Origin of the sequence: Streptomyces sp. NPDC059256, assembly GCF_042753785.1 — a bacterium.
Classification (GTDB): Bacteria; Actinomycetota; Actinomycetes; order Streptomycetales; family Streptomycetaceae; genus Streptomyces.
The window spans coordinates 115543-135459 of sequence record NZ_JBHYZO010000002.1; the positions used below are offsets into that span (position 1 = coordinate 115543).

Sequence of the window (19917 nt, forward strand, 5' to 3'; positions counted from 1 at the left end):
GGTGGGGGCAACGGCGGTCACCGGACGGTTGGGCGCGGCTCCACGACGGGCGGCGCGGCGGCGCTCCCGACGGCATCGCGCGGATGGAGCAGCGACCGGCCGTCACCGAAGGAGTCCCGCAGCCGGGCGAGGAGGGTGTTGAGTTGGCCCAGGTCGTCGTCGGACCAGTCGTGGAGGGTCTTGGCGAACATCTCGGTCGTCCGCCGGGCGAGCTCGTCGATCATCACCCGACCGTCCGCGGTGAGTCGCAGGATGCGCGACCTTCGATCACCGGGGTCCTGGAGGCGTTCGACCCAGCCGCAGTCCACCGCGTGCGCCACGTGTCTGCTGGTGACGGATATGTCGACGGCGAGCAGGTCGGCCAGTGTGCTGATGCGCATCGAGCCATGGCGGTGCAGGAGGGAGAGCACGGCGGCCAAGGCGGAAGGGCATTCGGCGGGCAGGGTTCGGGCGAGCCCTCTGCGAAGTGCGCCGATGGCACTGATCTGGCGCGCCAACTCGGCGTACTGACTGTCTGCGGCCACGACGCCCAGCCCTCCCAAAGATTTATTGCTTAGGGCAACCATAGAAGTGGTTGGTTGCCGCAGGCAAACGAAAATCCCCGGATGGGAGTAAAGGAAGTCAAAAACTCCGCCGCCGTCCGCTGCGGGCGGCGGCGCACCCGGGGTTGGGGACGAAACACGGGATTCGCTAGGGTCGTGGCCCATGGCACACAACCCGCATGCTCCCCAAGGCCAGGGCCCCGAGGGCAACCACGACCCCGCGGGCAGCACTCAGATGTTCCGCGCGTTCGTCGATGAGGCTGCGCCGCAGGGCGGCAGCCGCCGACGGGCAGCAGCTCCCCGCTCAGGACCCAAGATCGGTTTGATCCTCGGCGTAGTGGGCGGCGTCATCGTCCTCGCCGTGGTGACCTGGCTGGCGGTCAGGTAACACCGACCGCACAGCTCGCGCGATCACCGGGCGGGCGGCTCGCCCCGGCCGCCCGGAAGCACGGCTCCGGCCGTCGGCGGCGGCCCTGGTCGTCGAATTCGCATCAGTCGGGATCAGTGGGGATCAGTCGGAACAAGGCGGGATCAGGCGCGGTCGGACGGGAGCGTTCCGAAGCCCCGCCGGAATCAGTCGGGTCGATGAGGCGCCCTATGGCGTCGCCGGATCGGCGCGTCGCCCGGCAGCGCTGCGGTGATCGCGAAGGGCACGCACCCCGAAGTCAGCGGTGGCGCAGCCGCGTTGGCCCGGGGAAGTGGTCACCGGGGAGAGTGTGCGATGGCCTCGCACCAGGTATCTGGGGGGTTGACCACCCATCAGGGCGGGCCGCCACCCGCATCGACGGGGCATTCCCGAAGGGCGCCCGGCCGCGGGGTCGTATCCGAAGTGGCGATCGGCACCCGAGACCATCCCATCGGGTGCCCCAACCGCGCTTCGTGAGGTCTGCCGACCAACGGACGACGATCGCCCGCCGGAGTGCAGACCTCCACATCGTCGTCAGTCGGAGATCAGACCCTCACGCAACTGCGCGAGCGTGCGCGTCAGCAGGCGGGAGACGTGCATCTGGGAGATGCCGACCTCTTCGCCGATCTGCGACTGCGTCATGTTCGCGAAGAAGCGCAGCATGATGATCTGCCGCTCCCGCGGGGGGAGTTTGGCGAGCAGGGGCTTGAGGGACTCGCGGTACTCCACGCCTTCCAGCGCGGTGTCCTCGTATCCCAAGCGGTCGGCAAGGGAGCCCTCGTTGCCGTCGTCCTCGGGGGACGGAGAGTCCAGCGAGGATGCGGTGTAGGCGTTGCCCACGGCGAGGCCGTCGACGACGTCCTCCTCCGACACGCCGAGTACGGCGGCCAGTTCGGGCACGGTGGGCGAGCGGTCGAGGCGCTGCGCCAGCTCGTCGCTGGCCTTGGTGAGCGCGAGCCGCAGCTCCTGGAGTCGGCGCGGCACCCGCACCGACCATGACGTGTCTCGGAAGAAGCGCTTGATCTCGCCCACGACCGTCGGCATCGCGAACGTGGGGAATTCCACGCCCCGTTCGCAGTCGAAGCGGTCGATCGCCTTGATCAGGCCGATCGTGCCGACCTGGACGATGTCCTCCATCGGCTCATTGCGGCTGCGGAAGCGGGCTGCCGCATAGCGCACGAGTGGGAGGTTCAGCTCGATGAGCGTGTCACGCACATAGGTGCGCTCGGGGCTCTCGCTCGTCCCTTCGTTGTCCAGCGCCCTCAGGCGAAGGAACAAGGAACGGGAAAGAGTACGAGTGTCGATGACTTCCGAGCTGTCAGGCGTGACAGGTGCGGGAGCGCTCTTGGTGAGCGTAAGCACCTTCGAGCTGCCCTGTTCTGCGGACATGCCACCCCCTTGAGGTCGCGGACGGTCGCGGTGGCCGCGACCAACGGAGGAACGCAGCCTGCACCTGAGATACCGGCGGCGAGGCTGCGGCAAACGCGTCTCCCGCAGAATGTCACATGTCGGCAACGCGTCGAAGCGATTTGTCGATACGCGTTTGATGAATCCCCGCAGGAAGCAAGGGGTATGCGCATTCCGGTTTGGCTGAAAGTTGCCTGAATGGGTTCTACCCGTTACAGCTAAGCCTCGATCCTATTTGCGGATCGCAACCGGGCGAAGCTGCGGGCCAGCAGCCTTGACACATGCATCTGGGACACACCCAGTTCCTGACTGATCTGGGACTGCGTCAGATTGCTGTAGTAACGGAGCATCAGAATCCGCTGCTCCCTCTCGGGCAGTTGCACCAGCAGATGGCGAACGAGATCCCGATGTTCGACCCCGGCCAGCGCAGGATCCTCGTAGCCGAGTCGATCCAGCAGACCCGGCAGCCCATCGCCCTCCTGAGCCGCCTCCAAGGACGTCGCGTGGTAGGAGCGCCCGGCCTCGATACAGGCGAGCACCTCGTCCTCGCCGATCTTCAGCCGCTCGGCGATCTCGGCGGTCGTCGGGATGCGTCCGTGCAGGGTGGTGAGGTCCTCGGTCGCCCCGTTCACCTGGACCCATAGCTCATGGAGCCGCCGGGGCACATGGACCGTGCGAACGTTGTCTCGGAAGTACCGCTTGATTTCCCCCACGACGGTGGGCATCGCAAACGTAGGAAATTGGACACCTCGATCGGGGTCGAAGCGGTCGATCGCATTGATGAGGCCGATCGTGCCGACCTGGATCACGTCTTCCATCGGCTCGTTGCGACTGCGGAAGCGGGCTGCCGCGTACCGCACGAGGGGCAGATTGGCCTCGATCAGCGCTCCGCGCACCCGTGAGTGTTCGGGAGTTCCGACCTCAAGCCCCTTCAGCTCGCCGAAGAGGACCTGGGTGAGCGCCCGGGTGTCCGCCCCCCTGCTCTGGGCGCGGGTCCTCGGGGTGTCGTCATCGGTCTCGACCAACAGGAGTCCGTCCGCCGGGGCGGTCGTCTCCGACGTCGCGCCGACTGACTCCACGGTCACGGCGCCCCGGGCGGTGGGGGTGCCCGGGCGTGGATCCGGGGTCGGGCCTGGCAGTGGGCCGCTCACCCCCGACTCCGGGGTACGGGCCCACGGCGGGCGGTCGTCGGGACGCTCGTTCTGGGGCAGCGCCTGAGGTGCGGTACTGGCCGGCACGTTACGCCACCCCTTTGCGGTCAACCACGGTCAACTCATCCGTCAAAAGCGGTCATAGCATCACAAGACATGTCCACTGTGTGCAAGCACCAGATATCGACGTGTTGAAGGCAAGTTGGGATTTAAACCTCAAAAACCCCTCACCCGGAGAGGTGAGGGGCCAAATGAGGGCCATGGGAGGTCATCCGAAGATCAACCGCAACCGACCCGCGCAACCAGCGCCGTACGAGCAGCGGCGCTCGCGGAGATCAGAACTCGTAGTCGGCGATCACCCACGTGGCGAACTCGCGCCACTGCGCAGCAGCGGCCTGATGATCGGGGTGCTCGACATAGCGCTTCAGCGCATCGACGTCGACGACGGCGGAGTTGATCGCGAAGTCATAGGCGATCGGCCGGTCGGTGATGTTCCAGGCGCACTCCCAGAACTCCAGCTCGGGGATGACCCCGCCCAGCTTCCGGAAGGCTTCCGCGCCGGCGACCACGCGCGGCTCGTCGCGCTGGACGCCCTCATTGAGCTTGAAGAGGACCAGGTGGCGGATCAAGGGGCACTCCTCGTGTGTCCGAACGGGCAGCGGTCCTAGTTGACCAGTTGGGTCATGAACTCGCCCACGCCCTTCGCTGCGTCCGATATGCCCTCGAACCATATCTGCACCAGCTCGGCGGCCTTGTCCGGAGACGTAATGATCGTGTAGAGCACGAAGACGACCACGATATAGAGAGCAACCTTCTTCGCCTGCACCATCAGCCCCTGTCTCCCCGACGGACCTCTGTGGCCCCCTACGGCCCGCTGCGGCTCTCCGATCATCTGATCATCGTGGAGAGTCGCGGAAGTCTAACCGAGGCTTTATGGACCAAGGGCCCTGTGATCGAGGCCCTTTGCCGACACCTTTGCGCCGGGCGACGGAGCACCATGGTCATGAGCCCGCTTGGATCTGGCAGGAATCCGGCGGGCGAGGGACCGGCCCCACGCTGCGGGGCCCACCGCCGCGTGTTTCCCCCGTTCCGCGGCACCGGGCTTGTGGAGCCGGCATCCCACGCCGGGGGGAGCGGTATCCCCCGATGCTGCTCCCCCCGACCCATCCGCCCCAGAGCCCCGGCCGACCTCACCCGCGCCGGGGCTTCTTGGGCCCGTCTGCCGGCGTGAGCAGGTCATGGGGCAGTCGACGGCGGCCCGGCTCGGGGCATCACTCCTCGTAGAGGGTGGGCAGATCAACCAAGAGGACGTCGTCACGCTCGGCGGCGGACTCGACCAGATCGGGTTGGAAGCCGTGCGGGGAGTACGCCCGGACCGCCCAGGCGCGTCGGCGATCAAGGGGCAGGGAGATGACGGCCGCCGTGCCGAGACATCCACCCGCGTCAGAAAGCAAAACACCCCCTGATCGCGTTTCCGCAGATCAGAGGGTGTGAGAAGCGGTAGCGGAGGGATTTGAACCCTCGGTGACGGGTTACGCCACACTCGCTTTCGAGGCGAGCTCCTTCGGCCGCTCGGACACGCTACCGGGAGAGAGCTTAGCCCAAAGTGGCCCGTGCTCTGAAATCCTTATCCGAACCGATCGGAGCAAGGTGCCCACCCGTTGCCGGATCGGGCTCCCACGAGGGCCGCGACCGGCACGGAACGACACGGGATGGCGCGGGACCGTCCGGGAGGCCAGCCGCGAGCGCCTGCGTCTGACCCTACTCACACAGGGCCGAGCACCACTGCGCAGAGCGTGCACGAGGTGCGGGATGCCCCCTCGGCTGATGCCCGGTGGTGCCCGGACCCGATCAGCGGTCGCGGAAGAAGGACGTCAACTGCCCGGCACACGCGGCGGCCAACACACCGCTGATCACCTCGGGCCGGTGGTTGAGTCGACGGTCCCGTAGGACGTCCCAGAGCGAACCGGCCGCCCCCGCCTTCTCGTCCACCGCCCCGTAGACCACCCGGTCCACCCGGGACTGCACGATCGCGCCCGCGCACATCGTGCACGGCTCCAAGGTGACCACCAGGGTGCAGTCCGTCAGGCGCCAACCGCCCAGCTGCTCGGCCGCCCGGCGGATGGCCAGCACCTCGGCATGAGCGGTTGGATCGCCCGTCAGCTCACGTTCGTTGTGCCCGACGGCGAGGAGCGCGCCGCTCGGGCCGAGCACGACTGCACCGACCGGCACATCACCGGACAGCGCCGCCCGCTCGGCCTCCGCCAGGGCAAGGCGCATCGACGCCTCCCACGGACCCCGTACGGGGTCCCGTTCAGATGCTGCTTCCGTCACTACCGGACGGTCTCCAGCACATCGGCGACGCCCAGGGCGTCCGCGATCTCCGGCAGTACATCCGTCTCCAGCGCCAGCAGCTCCTTATCCGAGAGGCCGAGGTCCGACAGGATGTCCCGATCGCCCACGGGCCCGGGCGGCACCGCGTCCCCCGTCGCCGAAGGCTCCGCGGCGGTGCGGGCGCCATCGTGGTCATCGGGCTCCCCGTCCTCGGTTCCGTCGAGGTCGAGTGCGTCGAGGTCGTCGGCAGGGTCGTCCTCGTCCCTGCCGAGAAGTTCATTGGTGAGGATCTCTCCATAGGAGGAGCGAGCCGCAGCCGCCGCGTCCGAGATGAAGATACGAGGATCGTCCTCGCCCTCCACCCGAACGACGCCGAACCAGGCGTCCTCCTGCTCGATGAAGAGGAGAACCGTCTCCTCGTCCACCGATGCCTCGCGGGCCAGATCGGCCAAATCGGACAGGGTCTCCACATCGTCGAGCTCTGTGTCGCTCGCTTCCCACCCGTCTTGAGTGCGCGCGAGCAGTGCGGCGAAGTACACCGTGACTCTCCCACTGATCAGAGGTGTGACGATTGGGCAGGGCCTCGGTTCGTGCCCCACCCACTCGGAATCGTGGCAGAAAGCTGAGCTTTGCGAGAGGTCTTCGGTCGTTGCGTCGGCCACCAGTTCTCAACTGGGCCTTTTCGCAGAAGCGCCGCGGACCTCACTGAGAGCGTGTTCACCGGTGTGTCGCAAGGGGTCTGCGGGACGGCCCACTCCGGTCGTGCCGGCAGGGCCGGAGGCAGGAACGAGCCGTTGAAAAGGCGCTCCGACCGGGGCGAAGACCGGGTGGGCATCCTGCGGGGACGGGAAGCGACAGCAAGGCACACCGCCCTGGCCGAGGACGTCCGCCCGACGACCCGGGAGTGAACATGGCCCCCGCCGGGGGGAAGGGCGCCCGGGGCACACATCACCCCATGGGCGGAGGCGGACGATGGGGCAAAGGGGCGAACGGACCGAGCGGACCCAGCGGCCCACGCGGTGAGAACGCCCGAGCACCCCGCACCCGACCACCACGCCCGGTGCCGCGAACGCCGTGCACGACCTGCCGAGGGGCGGGCTCCCTATCGGCGAAGAGGGTGGGTCCCTGCGCAGATGCCCGTCTGAAGCCCACAGGCCCGTACGGGTGGGCACACGAGCCCACGGACCCATGCCGGCTGCTCATTCGAGCGGGTACCGGCGGGGCGGGAAACGATCTACCAACGAAACGTTCGCATCCGCATCTGCTGACGCATCCGCGCCGCCCGGGCCCGTCGGGGCTGCACACGGTCGCGGAGCGCCTTGGCCTCATTCAGTTCACGGAGGAACTGGGCCCGGCGCTTTCTACGCTCCGTGTCGATCTCGCTCTCACCCTCGTGTTTCCTGGCCTCTTCGCCTTCCCTGCCCTCCGTTCCCTGCTTCAGGCGCCACTCGCGCTCCCGCTCCGGATGCTCCGGTTCCGGCATCGGCCACACCACCCCTGGGCTGGACGTCTGCCTCCACCTTCCCTCTCGAACCTTCCTTGATGCGAACCGGGCTACTGTGGTGAACATGCGGATTCATGTCGTCGACCACCCGCTGGTGGCGCACAAACTCACCACGCTGCGCGATCGGCGCACCGATTCCCCGACCTTCCGGCGGCTCGCCGACGAGCTGGTCACCCTGCTCGCCTACGAGGCCACGAGGGACGTGCGCACCGAGCAGGTGGACATCGAGACCCCCGTGACGGGAACGACGGGCGTGAAGCTCTCGCACCCCCGTCCGCTGGTGGTGCCGATCCTCCGGGCCGGCCTCGGAATGCTCGACGGCATGGTGCGGCTTCTGCCGACGGCCGAGGTGGGTTTCCTCGGCATGATCCGCAATGAGGAGACATTGGAGGCGTCGACGTACGCCACCCGGATGCCCGAGGACCTCTCAGGCCGCCAGGTCTACGTCCTCGACCCCATGCTCGCGACCGGTGGCACGCTGGTGGCGGCGATCCAGGAGCTGATCAAGCGCGGTGCCGACGATGTGACGGCTGTCGTGCTGTTGGCGGCGCCCGAGGGCGTCGAGGTGATGGAACGAGAGCTCGCGGGAGCTCCGGTGACCGTGGTGACGGCCTCGGTGGACGAGCGCCTCAATGAGCAGGGCTATATCGTGCCCGGCCTCGGTGACGCGGGAGACCGCATGTACGGGACGGCCGACTAGCCACCCGTCAGAGCGACGAAGGGCCGAGGGCCCAAGCCGAACACGTGCCCCGCACCTGGTGGAAGCCAGGTCCGGGGCACGGTTGTGTCTGCTGGGAGTACGAGGTGTCCTCGTCGCAGCGGGCCGTCCCGTCAGCACTTCCCGGACGGTACGGGGGCCGGCTTGGCCAGCGCGGCGAGTGCGGCGTCCGCCGCCGGCTTCGGTGCGAGCGTGGTGAACGCGGTGCCGAGGATCAGATCCACATCGGCGGTCTTGCGCGCATCGGTCTTGCTCGTGGTGCCCTTCACCTGGGTGCCGAGCACCTGGAACGAGCCCTTGACCGCGGTGGGGGAACCCAACAGCAGACCCGCGCTCGGCACCTTCTTGTCGTACGCCGCTGTCGCGTTGCCGACCTTGCCGATCGTGAAGCCCCGCGCCTTCAGCTCATCGGCCGCCGTCTTGGCCAAACCGCCTCGCGGTGTGGCGTTGTAGACGTTGACCGTGATCTGCGCCGGTCTGAGCATCACCACGGGTTGTGCCGAAGCCCCGGGGACGGGCTTGCAGTCCGTCTTGCGTCCGGCGGTCGTCGTCTCGCCGTCACCGCTGAACACATCGATGAGCTGGACCGTTCCCCAGCCGGCCAGCCCGAGGGCGACCACAGCGGCAATCGCGGCCACCACGATCCTGCGGCGATTGCGGGGCCGTCGCATCCGGGGATATCGATCGCCCGTGATGCGGTACTTTCCACCCATGCCGGGAGGAGTCAGCATGCTCATGGGCGCAGCGTAATGCGACCCGGCGTCCAAGCCTACAAAACGATCAACCGTTTGCGTCCGTACGGCCTCTGAAAAACCCCGAAAGGGTCATCGGCGACTGTCGGGGAGGCATTCGGGCCGAGGCCAGGAAGGGCCCGCTCAGCCCAGCTCAAGCACCCTGGCGTGCAGGACCTGGCGCTGCTGGAGCGCCGCCCGCACGGCACGGTGCAGACCGTCCTCCAGATAGAGGTCGCCCTGCCACTTCACGACGTGCGCGAAGAGGTCGCCGTAGAACGTGGAGTCCTCGGCGAGGAGCGTTTCGAGATCCAGCTGCCCCTTGGTGGTGACGAGCTGGTCGAGGCGGACCGGGCGCGGCGCGACGTCCGCCCATGCCCGGGTGCTTTCCCGGCCATGGTCGGGATAAGGCCGGCCGTTTCCGATGCGCTTGAAGATCACACGGAAAGCCTACCGGGCAAGCGGCTCCGGGCGCAGCCATGACAGCCGAGTGCGATCCTGGGCAAAACGCCCAACGCTGGAGAATCAGGGGTCCCTTATGGCCGAGAGTACGGCGCAACCCGTGCAGAACATCGCCTCTGGGTACTCCTTCGATGGTGCGGCACTCGATCTGGGCGCACTTCTCTGGGAGGGAAAGTGCTTGCCCGAGGCTCCCATTCGCCTTCCGCTCGCCATGCTCAACCGCCACGGCCTGGTCGCCGGAGCCACCGGTACCGGCAAGACGAAGACGCTCCAGTTGCTCGCCGAGCAGTTGTCGGCGAACGGGGTCCCGGTCTTCCTCGCCGACATCAAGGGGGACGTCTCCGGGATCTCCGCGCCCGGCACGGCGGACGACCGGGTGCGGGAGCGCGCCGAACAGGTCGGCCAGACCTGGACTGCGGAGGGCTTCCCCACCGAGTTCTACGCCCTCGGTGGCATCGGACCCGGCATCCCGCTGCGGGCGACGGTCACCAGCTTCGGCCCGGTGCTGCTGTCGAAGGTGCTCCAGCTGAACCACACTCAGGAGCAGTCGCTGGGCCTGATCTTCCACTACGCCGACGCCAAGGGCCTCGAACTGGTGGACCTCAAGGACCTCCGGGCGGTGGCCGCCTTCCTGGTGTCCGATGCGGGCAAGGCCGAGTTGAAGACGATCGGCGGGCTCTCCACGGCCACGGCAGGGGTGATCCTCCGCTCGCTCACGGCGTTCGAACAACAGGGGGCGGGGGACTTCTTCGGGGAGCCGGAGTTCGACACGGCCGAGTTCCTGCGCACGGCACCGGACGGCCGCGGGCTGGTCTCCGTACTGGAACTGGCTGCCGTACGCGACAAGCCGCAGCTGTTCTCGACCTTCCTGATGTGGCTGCTCGCCGACCTCTTCCACGATCTGCCGGAGGTCGGGGACGCGGAGAAGCCCAAGCTGGTCTTCTTCCTCGACGAGGCGCACCTGCTGTTCACAGGGGCCAGCAAGGCGTTCTTGGAGTCCATCACCCAGACCGTGCGACTGATCCGCTCGAAGGGCGTCGGGGTCTTCCTGGTGACCCAGACGCCCAAGGACGTGCCGTCCGATGTGCTGGCACAACTCGGCAACCGGGTGCAGCACGCCCTGCGGGCCTTCACCCCCGAGGACGCCAAGGCGCTCAAGGCGACCGTACGGACCTTCCCCAAGTCCCCGTACGACCTGGAGGAGGTGCTCACCGGGCTCGGTACGGGCGAGGCGGTGATCACGGTGCTGAGCGACCGTGGCGCACCGACCCCGGTGGCAGCGACCCGGCTGCGGGCGCCCCGGTCCCTGATGGGGCCGATCGACGCGGCGGCGCTGGAGTCGGCGGTGAAGTCGTCGCCGTCGTACGAGCGGTACGCGGAGGCGATCGACCGGGAGTCCGCGTACGAGAAGCTGACAGCGGACACGGCCGAGGCAGCGCCGGTCGAGTCCCCGGCCGCGGAGGCAGAAGGAAGGGCCGCACCGAAGGCGAAGGGGACGCCACGGAGCGATGACTCCCTGGTGGAACAGGTGGTGGGGAGCGGAGTGTTCCGCTCACTCGCCCGCTCGGTGGGGACCCAGCTGGGACGCGAGATCACCCGTTCGCTGTTCGGAACATCGCGCAAGCGGCGATGACCGCCGGCCGGCGCTGAGCCGGTTCGCTCAGTCGTCGGGCTGCTCGATGGCGATCTCGTACGCGATCTCCCACCGCACATCGGCGACCACGACGTCCGCGGTCTCCACCGGACGGCCCTGAGCGTCGTAGTAGGTGCGCTCGATGATCGTGATCAGGTCGCCCACGGAGATGCCCAGCAGATTCGCCTGCTCCTGTGTTGCGCGGGCAGGGCGCGGTACTTCGACCGCCGTCTCGACGTCGACCCCGATGGACCGCATCCGATCCACCACTCCGGCACCAGCGAGCGGGCCCATCTCAGGCAGCACGATCGGGGTGTCACCCGTGATCGCCATGGGCTCCCACGACTCGGACAGCTGAACGGGCAGTCCATCGGCCAAGAACTCGTACCGGGTGAGGACGCACGGCTCACCAGGGTCGATCGCCAGGCGCTCCGCAATGTGATCCGGTGCCGGTGTGCGGGCCTCGCTCCGGGATTCCCAACCACCGGCGCGACCGTGCTCGCGCATGTCTGCGCGGAACGGCGAACCACCACGGCGTTCCCGGTGGCGAGAACGAACCATCCGCAGCCGTTCGCGCGGGCGCCGGACATAGGTGCCCGAACCTGCGCGGCCTTCGAGAAGCCCTTCGATGATGAGCCGCTCCATGGCGCGCTGCGCAACGCTCTGACCGACCCCGTACTCCTCGGCGAACCTGGCCCTGGACGGCAACTTGTCGCCGACCGCCCACTCACCCGCCTTGATGCGGACGCGCAGAGCGTCGGCCACCTGCAAGTACGGCGTCTCACGAGGCATATGGGCCACTCCGGGGTTGTTCGTCGACATTGACAAAGCTAACCCATCAGGTTGAAGCTGAATATTCAGCTTTACCGAGGGTGATCACATGCTCACCGAGAGGGGGCTTGTTCCCTATGCACGCGCGGGTCGCAGCACTGGCCAGCATGATCGCGGCCACCACCGGCAACCGGCCGCGGATCGAAACGACCGAACACGGCGTACGCATCGAGGCGGACGTACCGGACGTGCTGAGCCCCACAGCTCGGACCGCGATCCTCGTCGCTCTCGCAGCAGCTGACCGCTACGGCCATGTCCGCACCGAAGAAAGCAGCGCAATTTGGGCGGAAATCACCGAGGGGAAACCCGTGGGACGGACGAACGATCACTGCGCAGGGTGTGACGAGTGCACCGACAACGCCGTCGCGGTGGCGATCGAGCACGCCAACTCCGGTCCCGGCAGGACCCTGTACGCCTGCCCGCGCTGTCGAGAGAAGGGGCGGCTGCTCCCGCTCGACGAGCATCCGAAGGACAGCTGGGGCCTTCTACAGCGCGAGCGCGCGGTCAAGAAGATCGCCCCCCTGAGTAACCACGCCGACACGGAAGGGCCGTAGCCATCCATGCTCAACGCCATCACCCGGGTCTTCACCGTCATCACTCGGGTGCTCGCCCGGACCATGCACCTACTGCGGGGCAGCGGACGTCATCGCGAGGTCCCGCCGGCCGCCGGGCCCACCAGGACCCACCGCGGCAGCCTCCATCTGGCGCGGGCGACCATCGCCTGGCCCACCCCGCCACCGCCGCACGTAAGGGAACGGCAAGCGCTGCTCCGCGGCGAGGACAGCGCGCTCGTACGGCCCTATGCCCGGGCCGAGACCACCCTTCAGCTCCCGGTCGTACGGGAACGTCTGCGGACGGCCGCCCTGGTCGGCCTGGGGTTCGACCTCACTCACCCGCAGTGGCGCCCCGGTGGATGAGGGCCCGAACGCACTCCGGCTCCGCACGGCGCACGTCATGCGTCGGGCGGAGCCGGAACGTATCAGCGGGTGAGGCTACTCGATGACGTCCTCGTGGCCGTCGTGCAGTCCGCCACCGCTACCGGTGCCGGGCTCGGTCGGGACCGAGACGACGGGCTTCCGCAGGGAGCTCAGGTCATGGGCGTAGGTGCCCACCGCATTGGCGATGATGCCGATGTTGACCTTGAACGCCTTCAGGCTGATGTTGTTGATGTCGTCGCCCTTGGCGTGGTAGTTCGGGTCGTAGGCCACACCGGCCGTACCACCGAACTTCGCTGCCTGAGCCGCGGACTTGATGCCCTCAGCACCGGTGAAGGTGCCACCGGACGGGATGCCGACCTCGATGAACGGGCCGTAGTCCGAACGACCGCTGAAGTCGGTTCCCTCGTGCGGGGTGCCGCGCTTGTCGAGGAACTCGTTGATGTCGCGCTCCAGCTGCGCCGAGCCCTCAGGCCCGGGGCCGGCTCCGACACCGTCGGAGTTGTCGCCGTCGTACACGAACAGCCCGTAGTTCGGCGAGGCGATCATGTCGAAGTTCAGATAGAGCTTGATCTCCTTCTTGCCGAGGGAGCTCAAGCCGGCGACGTACGCCTTCGAGCCGAGCAGGCCGCTCTCCTCCGCGCCCCACCAGGCGAAGCGAATCTTGTTGGTGGGCCGCTTCTCCGCCTTGGCCAGCTGTTCGGCGACCTCCAGCAGACCGGCGGAACCGGAGCCGTTGTCGTTGATGCCGGGGCCCTCGATCACGGAGTCGAGGTGCGAGCCGAGCATCACGGTGTTGGCCGCGTTGCCGGTGCGGGTCTCCGCGATGACGTTGTTCGTGGTGCGCTTCTGCTGGAGCTGACGGATCTCGAAGGAGACGTTCACCGGCCCGGCGGCGAGGTCTGCGACCAGCTTCTCGCCCTCGGCCTGGGTGACTCCACCCGTGGGGATCTTGGCGGAGGCCAGATCGCTGAGGGTGCCTCCGAGTGCGCCCGCGGTGTTGTTGTAGATGATCGCTCCGGTGGCGCCCGCCACCGCTGCCGCCGCCTGCTTCTCGGCGAAGGTGCAGCCACCGCGCTTGATCAGCGCGATCTTGCCGGTGAAGGTCCCGGATGCGTAGTCGGTGGCCTCGCAACCGGTGGTCGCGTCCGCAGGAACGGCAGCCAGATCGGCCTTGACGCCGCCCACCGCGGTGGACTTGGTGTACGTCATGGCCTTGATGGCTATGTCACGCGGCGTGGGCGTGACGACCGAGAGCTTCTCGGCGAGGGTTTCGGTGTAGATGAAGTCGAAAGACTCGTACCGGACGTCATAGCCGCCGTACTTCTTCAACTGCTGGTAGACATACGCGGCGGAAGCGTCATAACCGAGCGTGCCCGCGGCCCGGTGGCCGCCGGTCGTGTCGGCTATCTGCTGGAATTTCTCCAGGTGGTCATGGGCGTCGTCGACGTCCGATTTGGCCACCAACTTCTTTGCCAGCTTCGCGGCCTTCTGCGCCGCCTGCCCGCCCGGGTCCTGGCGATCGGCGGCAGAGGGGGAGGCAGATGCCAGCAGGAGCGGGGTCGCGAGTGTGGCGGCGGCCAGGGTGGCCACGGCTCTGCGACGGGATGCCTTCACAGAGTTCCTTCCCGGAATGGACTGGGTCGAAGGGAAGCTAGCGACAATGCCGGGGATCTGGGAATGCCTGTGCCCCAACTCACGCCGAATTTCATCTCATTGCCATCGGATGAGCTGCGGCGGCGGCCGTCAAAACACCCAATGTCAGCCACCCTTGGCGGATTTCGCCTCTTTCGCGGCCTGCTTCATTTCCTGTTTGTGGGCGCGCACCTTGGCCAGTGATTCTGGTCCCGTAATATCCGCCGCCGAGCGAAAGGAGTTCTTTTCGCCATATACGCCGGCAGCTTCACGCCACCCCTTGGGCTGGACCCCGTACTGCTTGCCCAGCAGAGCGAGAAAGATCTTGGCCTTCTGCTCGCCGAAGCCGGGCAGCGCCTTGAGGCGGGCCAGGAGTTCGGCGCCGCTGTCGACGCCCTGCCACACGGCGCTCGCCTCGCCGTCGTACTCGTCCACGAGGTGCTGACACAGCACCTGCACCCGCTTGGCCATGCTGCCCGGGTAGCGGTGGACGGCGGGCTTCTGCTTCAGCAGTTCGGCGAACGCATCGGGGTCGTACGCGGCGATCTCGGCCGCGTCGAGGTCATCGCCGCCCAGCCGGCCGGCGATCGTGTACGGGCCCGAGAACGCCCACTCCATGGGGACCTGCTGGTCGAGCAGCATCCCGACGAGTGCGGCCAGCGGACTGCGCGCGAGCAGCTCATCGGCTTCGGGCTGCTGGGCGAGGTGGATGGTGGGACCGTTGGGACTCATAGCTCGATGATCACCCGGCCGCGGCGAGCCCGCCAGTGAACCGGGCGCGGGCGGGGGAGTGCCCCTCCACCCTGGGAGTCACTCTCCGCGATCGAGGGGTTCCGAGCAGCACAGGGACCGGGGATGGATGTGCACGGCCCGGGCCCGGGCAGACGAAACCGCGCCGGCGGAGCACCTCTGCTCGCCGACGCGGATACGGAATGTGACGATCGCCCGCCGGGTCTCAGTTGAGGACGTGCGTGGTGTCCAGGACGTCGTTGGTGCCGAAGATCGTGGCGTGTTCCAGCACGTCTTCCATCGGGTCATCGATCTGTCCGATGTGGATGACCGAGATCCGAGGGCCGTTGTGGGAGTCGATGTTGGTCTCGTCGGCCATTGCCGCGGTTACCGGGAGTACCGATGCCAGAACCGTCGCGCCCAGCACCGTAAGGGGGAATTTGACCTTCATGTCCGTTTCGTCCACCTGTTCGTTGTGTACGTCGACGAACGGTGTATCCACGAAACCGACCGGATGGTCACGGCTGCCGCGCCATTCAGCAGATCATTCCCCCATGTGGGTTACTCCGGCACTCGTGTGTAGTAGATGACGATGGTCTCGCACGGCCCGTCCGCGAACAGCTTCAGCACTTCGAGTTCCGCCTTGTCGGTCGTGAGCCCCCAGCGGAGCTTGGTGGCCACCCAGTCGCCGATGTACCGGCACTGCTGAGAGGGGGCGGCCGGGAGCCAGCCGGTGAGATCCTGATCCGCCTTCTCGCGCTTGCTACGGACCGTGACCGCGGCCAACGTGCCCGGGGCGCCCTGGTCGTTGGCGAACGCCTCCCGGCGTTGCGCGGTCCAGGCGGATGCACCCGAGCCCCAAGCCTCCGCGAGCGGCACGACGTGGTCGACCTCCAGGCTGGCCAGCTTGGTCACCGACTGCTCGTCGTAGTACGAGACCCAGCGGCCTCCGGTCAGCTTGCAGCCTGCGCCGACCTCCGGCGCCTCGACCGCCTCTGCGATCAGCACCTCCTCCCGGGTGGCACAACCGTCCGCGGTGTCTCTGCCCTTGTTCCAGTGCCGAAAGGAACTGGGGTGATATCCGGCGCGGTTCTCGTCCTCGGTCGGAATGATCGAGATGGCATCTTCCAGTTGTGCCACCTCCGCGGCAGCGGCAAAAGCGGGTTGAGCGAGCACCGAAGGGGTTCCGGGAATTCCAGGGACCCCCGAGATGACGGGAATTCCGGGGACGATGGGGATGACGGCCAGAGCCAGTACGGCGAGGACGCGTCCAAGGTGATGGGTCATGACTGAGAGATTGCTGGCCCGCACCCATCTGCCGGGCTTGTCCGCATGTACTCCACCCATATGAGCGGACTTCTCCCCCACCGCATCATCCCGTTGTCGATTCCATCGAGCCGTCGAGGGGACCTCGTTGCCCTTGTCGTTCGCGCCCAGGAGGATGGCGGTGAAGCGATCAGGGCAAGACGGAGGCAATGCATGGTCCAGCAGTGGGTGCGACTCGAACTCGACGTGCGTGCTTTCGATAGGGAACGCTTCAACAGACAGGTGGAGAAGTGCCGGAAGGAGGGTCTCGTTCTGACCACCTTGGCCGAGTTGGGGGATACGCCGGAGCACCGCCGGACGCTGTACGAGTTGAACAGGGAATGCTCTGCCGACATACCGGGCCGGGGCGAGTTCTACTCGTACGAGGAGTACGTCAAGCAGCGGCTGGAAGTGGCCTCCTTCGACCCGCGGGGGGTGGTGATCGCCCTCGACGGAGACACCTGGATCGGGATGGCGGCTACCTCCCACCACGGGCGGTTCGTGTTCAACGAGATGACGGGCGTGGCAGCGCCCCACCGGCGCAGGGGCCTCTCCATCGCCATGAAGACCTTCGGTCTTGACTTCGCCCGGCTGCACGGTGTCCACACGGTTCGCACCGTCCACCACCCGGCCAACACCCGCGCGATCGCAATGAACCGGGCGCTGGGGTTCGTCGATGCCCACTGGGAGACGCCCTGAGCCCCTGACATGCCCTCACTCCCTGACGCCGGCGAGTCTCAGGAACACAGGTGTGGGGGCGGCCACCGACTCGCCGCCCCCACACCCGGTCAACTGCTCAGTCGTTCATTCTTTCAGTCGTTCAGTCGTTCGGTTGCTGAGCCGATCGACACCGGGCCCTTCTAAGGCAGCCCCGTGTGCAGGGCGTTCATCAACGTACCGCTGGGTGTGTCTCCGGACATCTCCCACACCATCGCCCCCAGCAGCCCCTTCGATCTGACCCACTCGGCCTTCTTGCCGATGGACCAGGCGTCGTCGAAGCTCCACCACTGCCCACCGGGGCCGGTGTAGCCGTAGGTGGAGATGGACTGTTCGTCGTGGTAGACGGTCATGCTCGGGAAGCTGCTGATCAGGTTGTGGTAACCCCTGGTCCCGGCCTCTTCCGGGAACTGCCCGGGTGCCGCGCCGTTCGCGCTCTGCCACTCGCCGTTGGTGCCGGCGGGACCGCTCGCGACCTCCTTCCAGCCCCTCCCGTAGAACGGGAAGCCGATCGTCAACTTCCTTGGGTGCACTCCGGCGTCGAGATAGGTCTGGATCGCCTTCTCCACGCTGAAGTCGAAGGTGTACGGGTCCTGGGCATCGCGGCGGAGATTGGCCTGGTGCCCGGCGCGCAGGGGCTCCCAGGAGTTGTCACTGCCCGCGCCGTGGAAGTCGTACCCCTGGACATTGGCGAAGTCCAGATAGTTGAAGATCTTGGAGATGTCCCAGCCGGCCTCGATCTTGGCGGGGTCGGCGGGGGTGAAGGCGGTCAGGAGTTTGTGTTCGCCGCCGAGCGCGTCCAACTGCGTACGGAACTCGGCGAGCAGCGCCGTCAGATTGTTCTTGTCGGCCGGCCCCCAGTGGTTGCCCGCGTGGCCCTCGGAGCCGGGCCACTCCCAGTCGATGTCGATGCCGTCGAAGACGCCTGCGCCGGTCCCGGGACCGCCAGCGCCGTTGTAGACGGGCAGATTGCCCTTGATCCAGACGTCGATGCAGGACTTGACGAACTTCTCCCGGGACGCCGGGGTGGCCGCCGCGTCAGCGAAGTACTTGGAGAAGGTCCAGCCGCCGAGCGACACCACGAACTTCAGGTGCGGGTGCTTGGCCTTGAGCTTCTTGATCTGGTTGAAGTTGCCGCGGAGCTTGCCCCAACCGTCGTCGGCGACCCCGTCGACGGACTGTGCGGCGGAGATGGGACGGCCGTAGTCCGCGTCCGCGTCACCCGCGCCGGTGCCCTCGTTCGGGTCCTGCGGGTTGCCGGAGATGCCCTTGGTGACTCCCGCCTGGCAGGTGAGGTTCACCGGGTCCACGTTCTCGAAGGCGTAGTTGATGACGTCGAGCTTTGCCGCGGCCCCCGAGGTGTCGAGGTTCTTGATGAAGTACTGGCGGCCGTAGAGACCCCATTGGATGAAGTAGCCGACCTTGTAGTAGTTGCCGGGGCCGGCCACGTCGTCCGTGGTGGCGGGGAGCGCGTTGGAGGCGGGCGACGAGTTGTCCGCGGTGTCCCTCGCCTTGACGGTGAAGGTGTACGCGGTGGCCGGCGACAGTCCGGTCACGGTCGTCGAGGTCGTGGCCACCGTGGCGACCAGGGTGGTTCCCTGGAACACGTCGTACGCGGCCACGGCCACATTGTCGGTCGATGCGTTCCAGGCCAGGGCCACGGTGGATGCGCTCTTGCCGGTGGAACGGAGGTTTCCGGGTGCGGTCGGCGGAACCGGATCACTGGCCGGATCGACGGTCTGCACGGTCCGCGGTGGGCCCGTTGCGCTCACATTGCCGCGGCTGTCCTTGGCCCGGACGGTGAAGGTGTAACTGGTCGCCGGGGTCAGACCCCTCACGGTGGCGCTCAGCCCGGCCGTCGTCGCCACCACGGTGCTGCCGTTGAACACGTCGTACGAGGCGACCGGATAGTCGCCGGCGGGCGAGGGAGCCCAGCTCAGCGAGACGGTGCGGGCGGTCACCGTCGTCGCTTGCGGCTGGCCGGGCAGACCCGGCGGCACATCCGGCGTGCCATCGCACTTGTCCCCGTTGACCGTGCAGTTGGTCGGGGTGAAGACGGGGCCGGTGGCCAGGAACCAGTAACTCCAAGGCTCGGTGGTGCCGTTGGCCGGGACGGTGGCGTTGTAGTAGGCGTTCTTGACGGTCACCCGGTTGCCGCTGACGGTCGCGTCACCGTGGTAGTGGCCGCCGAGCGTGGTCCCAGGAGGCAGGTCGAAGGCCAGCGTCCAGCCGGTGACGGGGGTGGGCGCGCTGTTGCTGATGACGAGCGAACCACGCCACCAGGAGCCGTGGTTCTGCGTGGTGAAGCTCGCGGTGAGCGTGCCCGCTGCCTGGGCGGGGGAGGCCAGGCCGGTCAGGGTGGCGAGCGGGAGGAGGAGTACGGCGAGGAGGGCGACGAGTCTGTGCCGGGTGCGTCTTGGGGTGATCTTGCGTCGGTTGAACATGGCTCTCCCTGAGGGGGTAGGGGGTGCGTGGCCGTGCTCAGTCCGTGCTGGGTGTTCTGAAGGCCGGGGCGACTGTCTGCCCCGGCCGTTGATCTCTGTCAGGCGCTGGTGGGCGGTGCTGGGTGGGTGGCCGGTGGGTGTGCGGGCGGGGGCCTGTTACTGGGCTGCGGCTGGACTGACAGGGACTTGCGGGCGCTTACGGGGTGTTCGGGCCGTGGGGGGGACTCGTGGGGGCGAGACGTGGGGGGTGTTCGGGCCGTGGGGGGCGAACTGGTGGGGGGAGGGTGTGGGGGGTGTGGGGGCGGGATATTCGGCGGCGGGGCCCTACAGCGCGGCGTACATGACAAACTTCGACGGTATTTGGTCTGGACCAAAGCGGAAGGGGTCCGGACGCCGGATGTCCGCCACTGTCGCCTTCCCGACACCCCGTTCG

At 67.5% G+C, this 19917-nt stretch carries 23 protein-coding genes and 1 tRNA gene; 6 read left to right on the forward strand and 18 right to left on the reverse strand.

Features of this window, described 5'->3' with window-relative positions:
- Positions 1 to 17: 17 nt before the first annotated feature.
- Positions 18 to 524: a MarR family transcriptional regulator gene (locus tag ACFXJL_RS05065; RefSeq protein ID WP_358881990.1), complete on the reverse strand. Its 507-nt coding sequence runs from the start codon at positions 522 to 524 to the stop codon at positions 18 to 20.
- Between the two features lie 181 nt (positions 525 to 705).
- On the opposite strand from ACFXJL_RS05065, the gene ACFXJL_RS05070 reads away from it, so the two are divergent.
- The gene (locus ACFXJL_RS05070) at positions 706 to 930 is read left to right on the forward strand and encodes a hypothetical protein (protein ID WP_358881991.1); all 225 of its coding nucleotides are present in this window, start codon (positions 706 to 708) and stop codon (positions 928 to 930) included.
- 552 nt (positions 931 to 1482) lie between these two features.
- Here ACFXJL_RS05070 and ACFXJL_RS05075 read toward each other — a convergent pair.
- The 9 genes from ACFXJL_RS05075 to ACFXJL_RS05115 all read right to left on the reverse strand — a co-directional run bounded on the left by ACFXJL_RS05075 (position 1483) and on the right by ACFXJL_RS05115 (position 7323).
- Positions 1483 to 2337 carry an RNA polymerase sigma factor SigF gene (locus tag ACFXJL_RS05075; RefSeq protein ID WP_329021048.1) on the reverse strand — a complete coding sequence of 285 codons (855 nt, stop codon included), beginning with the start codon at positions 2335 to 2337 and terminating at the stop codon, positions 1483 to 1485.
- A gap of 236 nt (positions 2338 to 2573) precedes the next feature.
- On the reverse strand, positions 2574 to 3593 hold the full coding sequence (locus ACFXJL_RS05080) for an RNA polymerase sigma factor SigF (protein ID WP_384689329.1): 1020 nt from the start codon (positions 3591 to 3593) through the stop codon (positions 2574 to 2576).
- A 248-nt stretch (positions 3594 to 3841) separates the two neighbouring features.
- Complete coding sequence (locus tag ACFXJL_RS05085) at positions 3842 to 4135, reverse strand: Dabb family protein (protein ID WP_329021050.1); 294 nt, start codon at positions 4133 to 4135, stop codon at positions 3842 to 3844.
- Positions 4136 to 4170: 35 nt separating this feature from the next.
- On the reverse strand, positions 4171 to 4335 hold the full coding sequence (locus ACFXJL_RS05090) for a hypothetical protein (protein WP_329021052.1): 165 nt from the start codon (positions 4333 to 4335) through the stop codon (positions 4171 to 4173).
- Between the two features lie 442 nt (positions 4336 to 4777).
- On the reverse strand, positions 4778 to 4960 hold the full coding sequence (locus ACFXJL_RS05095) for a hypothetical protein (RefSeq protein WP_384689332.1): 183 nt from the start codon (positions 4958 to 4960) through the stop codon (positions 4778 to 4780).
- Between the two features lie 44 nt (positions 4961 to 5004).
- Positions 5005 to 5092 (reverse strand) — tRNA-Ser (locus ACFXJL_RS05100).
- A 265-nt stretch (positions 5093 to 5357) separates the two neighbouring features.
- Positions 5358 to 5786 (reverse strand): tRNA adenosine(34) deaminase TadA, encoded by a 429-nt coding sequence (gene tadA / locus ACFXJL_RS05105; RefSeq protein WP_384634385.1) that lies wholly within the window; start codon positions 5784 to 5786, stop codon positions 5358 to 5360.
- Positions 5787 to 5839: 53 nt separating this feature from the next.
- Positions 5840 to 6379 carry a hypothetical protein gene (locus ACFXJL_RS05110; protein WP_329021054.1) on the reverse strand — a complete coding sequence of 180 codons (540 nt, stop codon included), beginning with the start codon at positions 6377 to 6379 and terminating at the stop codon, positions 5840 to 5842.
- 695 nt (positions 6380 to 7074) lie between these two features.
- Positions 7075 to 7323 carry a hypothetical protein gene (locus ACFXJL_RS05115; protein WP_329021056.1) on the reverse strand — a complete coding sequence of 83 codons (249 nt, stop codon included), beginning with the start codon at positions 7321 to 7323 and terminating at the stop codon, positions 7075 to 7077.
- 85 nt (positions 7324 to 7408) lie between these two features.
- Here ACFXJL_RS05115 and upp point away from each other — a divergent pair, with 85 nt between their 5' ends.
- Positions 7409 to 8044 carry a uracil phosphoribosyltransferase gene (gene upp / locus ACFXJL_RS05120; protein ID WP_358881062.1) on the forward strand — a complete coding sequence of 212 codons (636 nt, stop codon included), beginning with the start codon at positions 7409 to 7411 and terminating at the stop codon, positions 8042 to 8044.
- 131 nt (positions 8045 to 8175) lie between these two features.
- On the opposite strand, the gene ACFXJL_RS05125 is transcribed toward upp, so the two are convergent.
- Complete coding sequence (locus tag ACFXJL_RS05125; RefSeq protein ID WP_329021060.1) at positions 8176 to 8799, reverse strand: LytR C-terminal domain-containing protein; 624 nt, start codon at positions 8797 to 8799, stop codon at positions 8176 to 8178.
- A 138-nt stretch (positions 8800 to 8937) separates the two neighbouring features.
- Positions 8938 to 9234, reverse strand: a complete 297-nt coding sequence (locus ACFXJL_RS05130; RefSeq protein ID WP_250921721.1) for a type II toxin-antitoxin system VapB family antitoxin — start codon at positions 9232 to 9234, stop codon at positions 8938 to 8940.
- 97 nt (positions 9235 to 9331) lie between these two features.
- Here ACFXJL_RS05130 and ACFXJL_RS05135 point away from each other — a divergent pair, with 97 nt between their 5' ends.
- Complete coding sequence (locus tag ACFXJL_RS05135; RefSeq protein WP_384689337.1) at positions 9332 to 10888, forward strand: helicase HerA-like domain-containing protein; 1557 nt, start codon at positions 9332 to 9334, stop codon at positions 10886 to 10888.
- A gap of 27 nt (positions 10889 to 10915) precedes the next feature.
- Here the strand turns inward: ACFXJL_RS05135 and ACFXJL_RS05140 are convergent, their stop codons facing one another.
- Positions 10916 to 11680: a GntR family transcriptional regulator gene (locus ACFXJL_RS05140; RefSeq protein ID WP_384690307.1), complete on the reverse strand. Its 765-nt coding sequence runs from the start codon at positions 11678 to 11680 to the stop codon at positions 10916 to 10918.
- Positions 11681 to 11796: 116 nt separating this feature from the next.
- Here ACFXJL_RS05140 and ACFXJL_RS05145 point away from each other — a divergent pair, with 116 nt between their 5' ends.
- Together ACFXJL_RS05145 and ACFXJL_RS05150 are read left to right on the forward strand one after the other, a co-directional pair.
- Entirely contained in the window at positions 11797 to 12273 is a 477-nt protein-coding gene (locus ACFXJL_RS05145) for a hypothetical protein (protein ID WP_384689340.1), read from the forward strand.
- Between the two features lie 6 nt (positions 12274 to 12279).
- Complete coding sequence (locus ACFXJL_RS05150) at positions 12280 to 12636, forward strand: hypothetical protein (protein ID WP_384689342.1); 357 nt, start codon at positions 12280 to 12282, stop codon at positions 12634 to 12636.
- Positions 12637 to 12711: 75 nt separating this feature from the next.
- On the opposite strand, the gene ACFXJL_RS05155 is transcribed toward ACFXJL_RS05150, so the two are convergent.
- From ACFXJL_RS05155 to ACFXJL_RS05170, 4 genes are all read right to left on the reverse strand, one after another.
- Positions 12712 to 14271, reverse strand: coding sequence for a M28 family metallopeptidase (locus tag ACFXJL_RS05155; protein ID WP_358881067.1), 1560 nt, complete (start codon positions 14269 to 14271; stop codon positions 12712 to 12714).
- Positions 14272 to 14415: 144 nt separating this feature from the next.
- Positions 14416 to 15021 carry an HhH-GPD-type base excision DNA repair protein gene (locus ACFXJL_RS05160; RefSeq protein ID WP_384689345.1) on the reverse strand — a complete coding sequence of 202 codons (606 nt, stop codon included), beginning with the start codon at positions 15019 to 15021 and terminating at the stop codon, positions 14416 to 14418.
- A gap of 223 nt (positions 15022 to 15244) precedes the next feature.
- Complete coding sequence (locus ACFXJL_RS05165; RefSeq protein WP_329021074.1) at positions 15245 to 15520, reverse strand: hypothetical protein; 276 nt, start codon at positions 15518 to 15520, stop codon at positions 15245 to 15247.
- A gap of 59 nt (positions 15521 to 15579) precedes the next feature.
- Positions 15580 to 16305: an HNH endonuclease family protein gene (locus ACFXJL_RS05170; protein WP_384634300.1), complete on the reverse strand. Its 726-nt coding sequence runs from the start codon at positions 16303 to 16305 to the stop codon at positions 15580 to 15582.
- A 192-nt stretch (positions 16306 to 16497) separates the two neighbouring features.
- On the opposite strand from ACFXJL_RS05170, the gene ACFXJL_RS05175 reads away from it, so the two are divergent.
- Positions 16498 to 17022, forward strand: a complete 525-nt coding sequence (locus tag ACFXJL_RS05175; protein WP_384689349.1) for a GNAT family N-acetyltransferase — start codon at positions 16498 to 16500, stop codon at positions 17020 to 17022.
- Between the two features lie 161 nt (positions 17023 to 17183).
- On the opposite strand, the gene ACFXJL_RS05180 is transcribed toward ACFXJL_RS05175, so the two are convergent.
- The gene (locus ACFXJL_RS05180; RefSeq protein ID WP_358881071.1) at positions 17184 to 19484 is read right to left on the reverse strand and encodes a glycosyl hydrolase family 18 protein; all 2301 of its coding nucleotides are present in this window, start codon (positions 19482 to 19484) and stop codon (positions 17184 to 17186) included.
- Between the last annotated feature and the right edge of the window lie 433 nt (positions 19485 to 19917).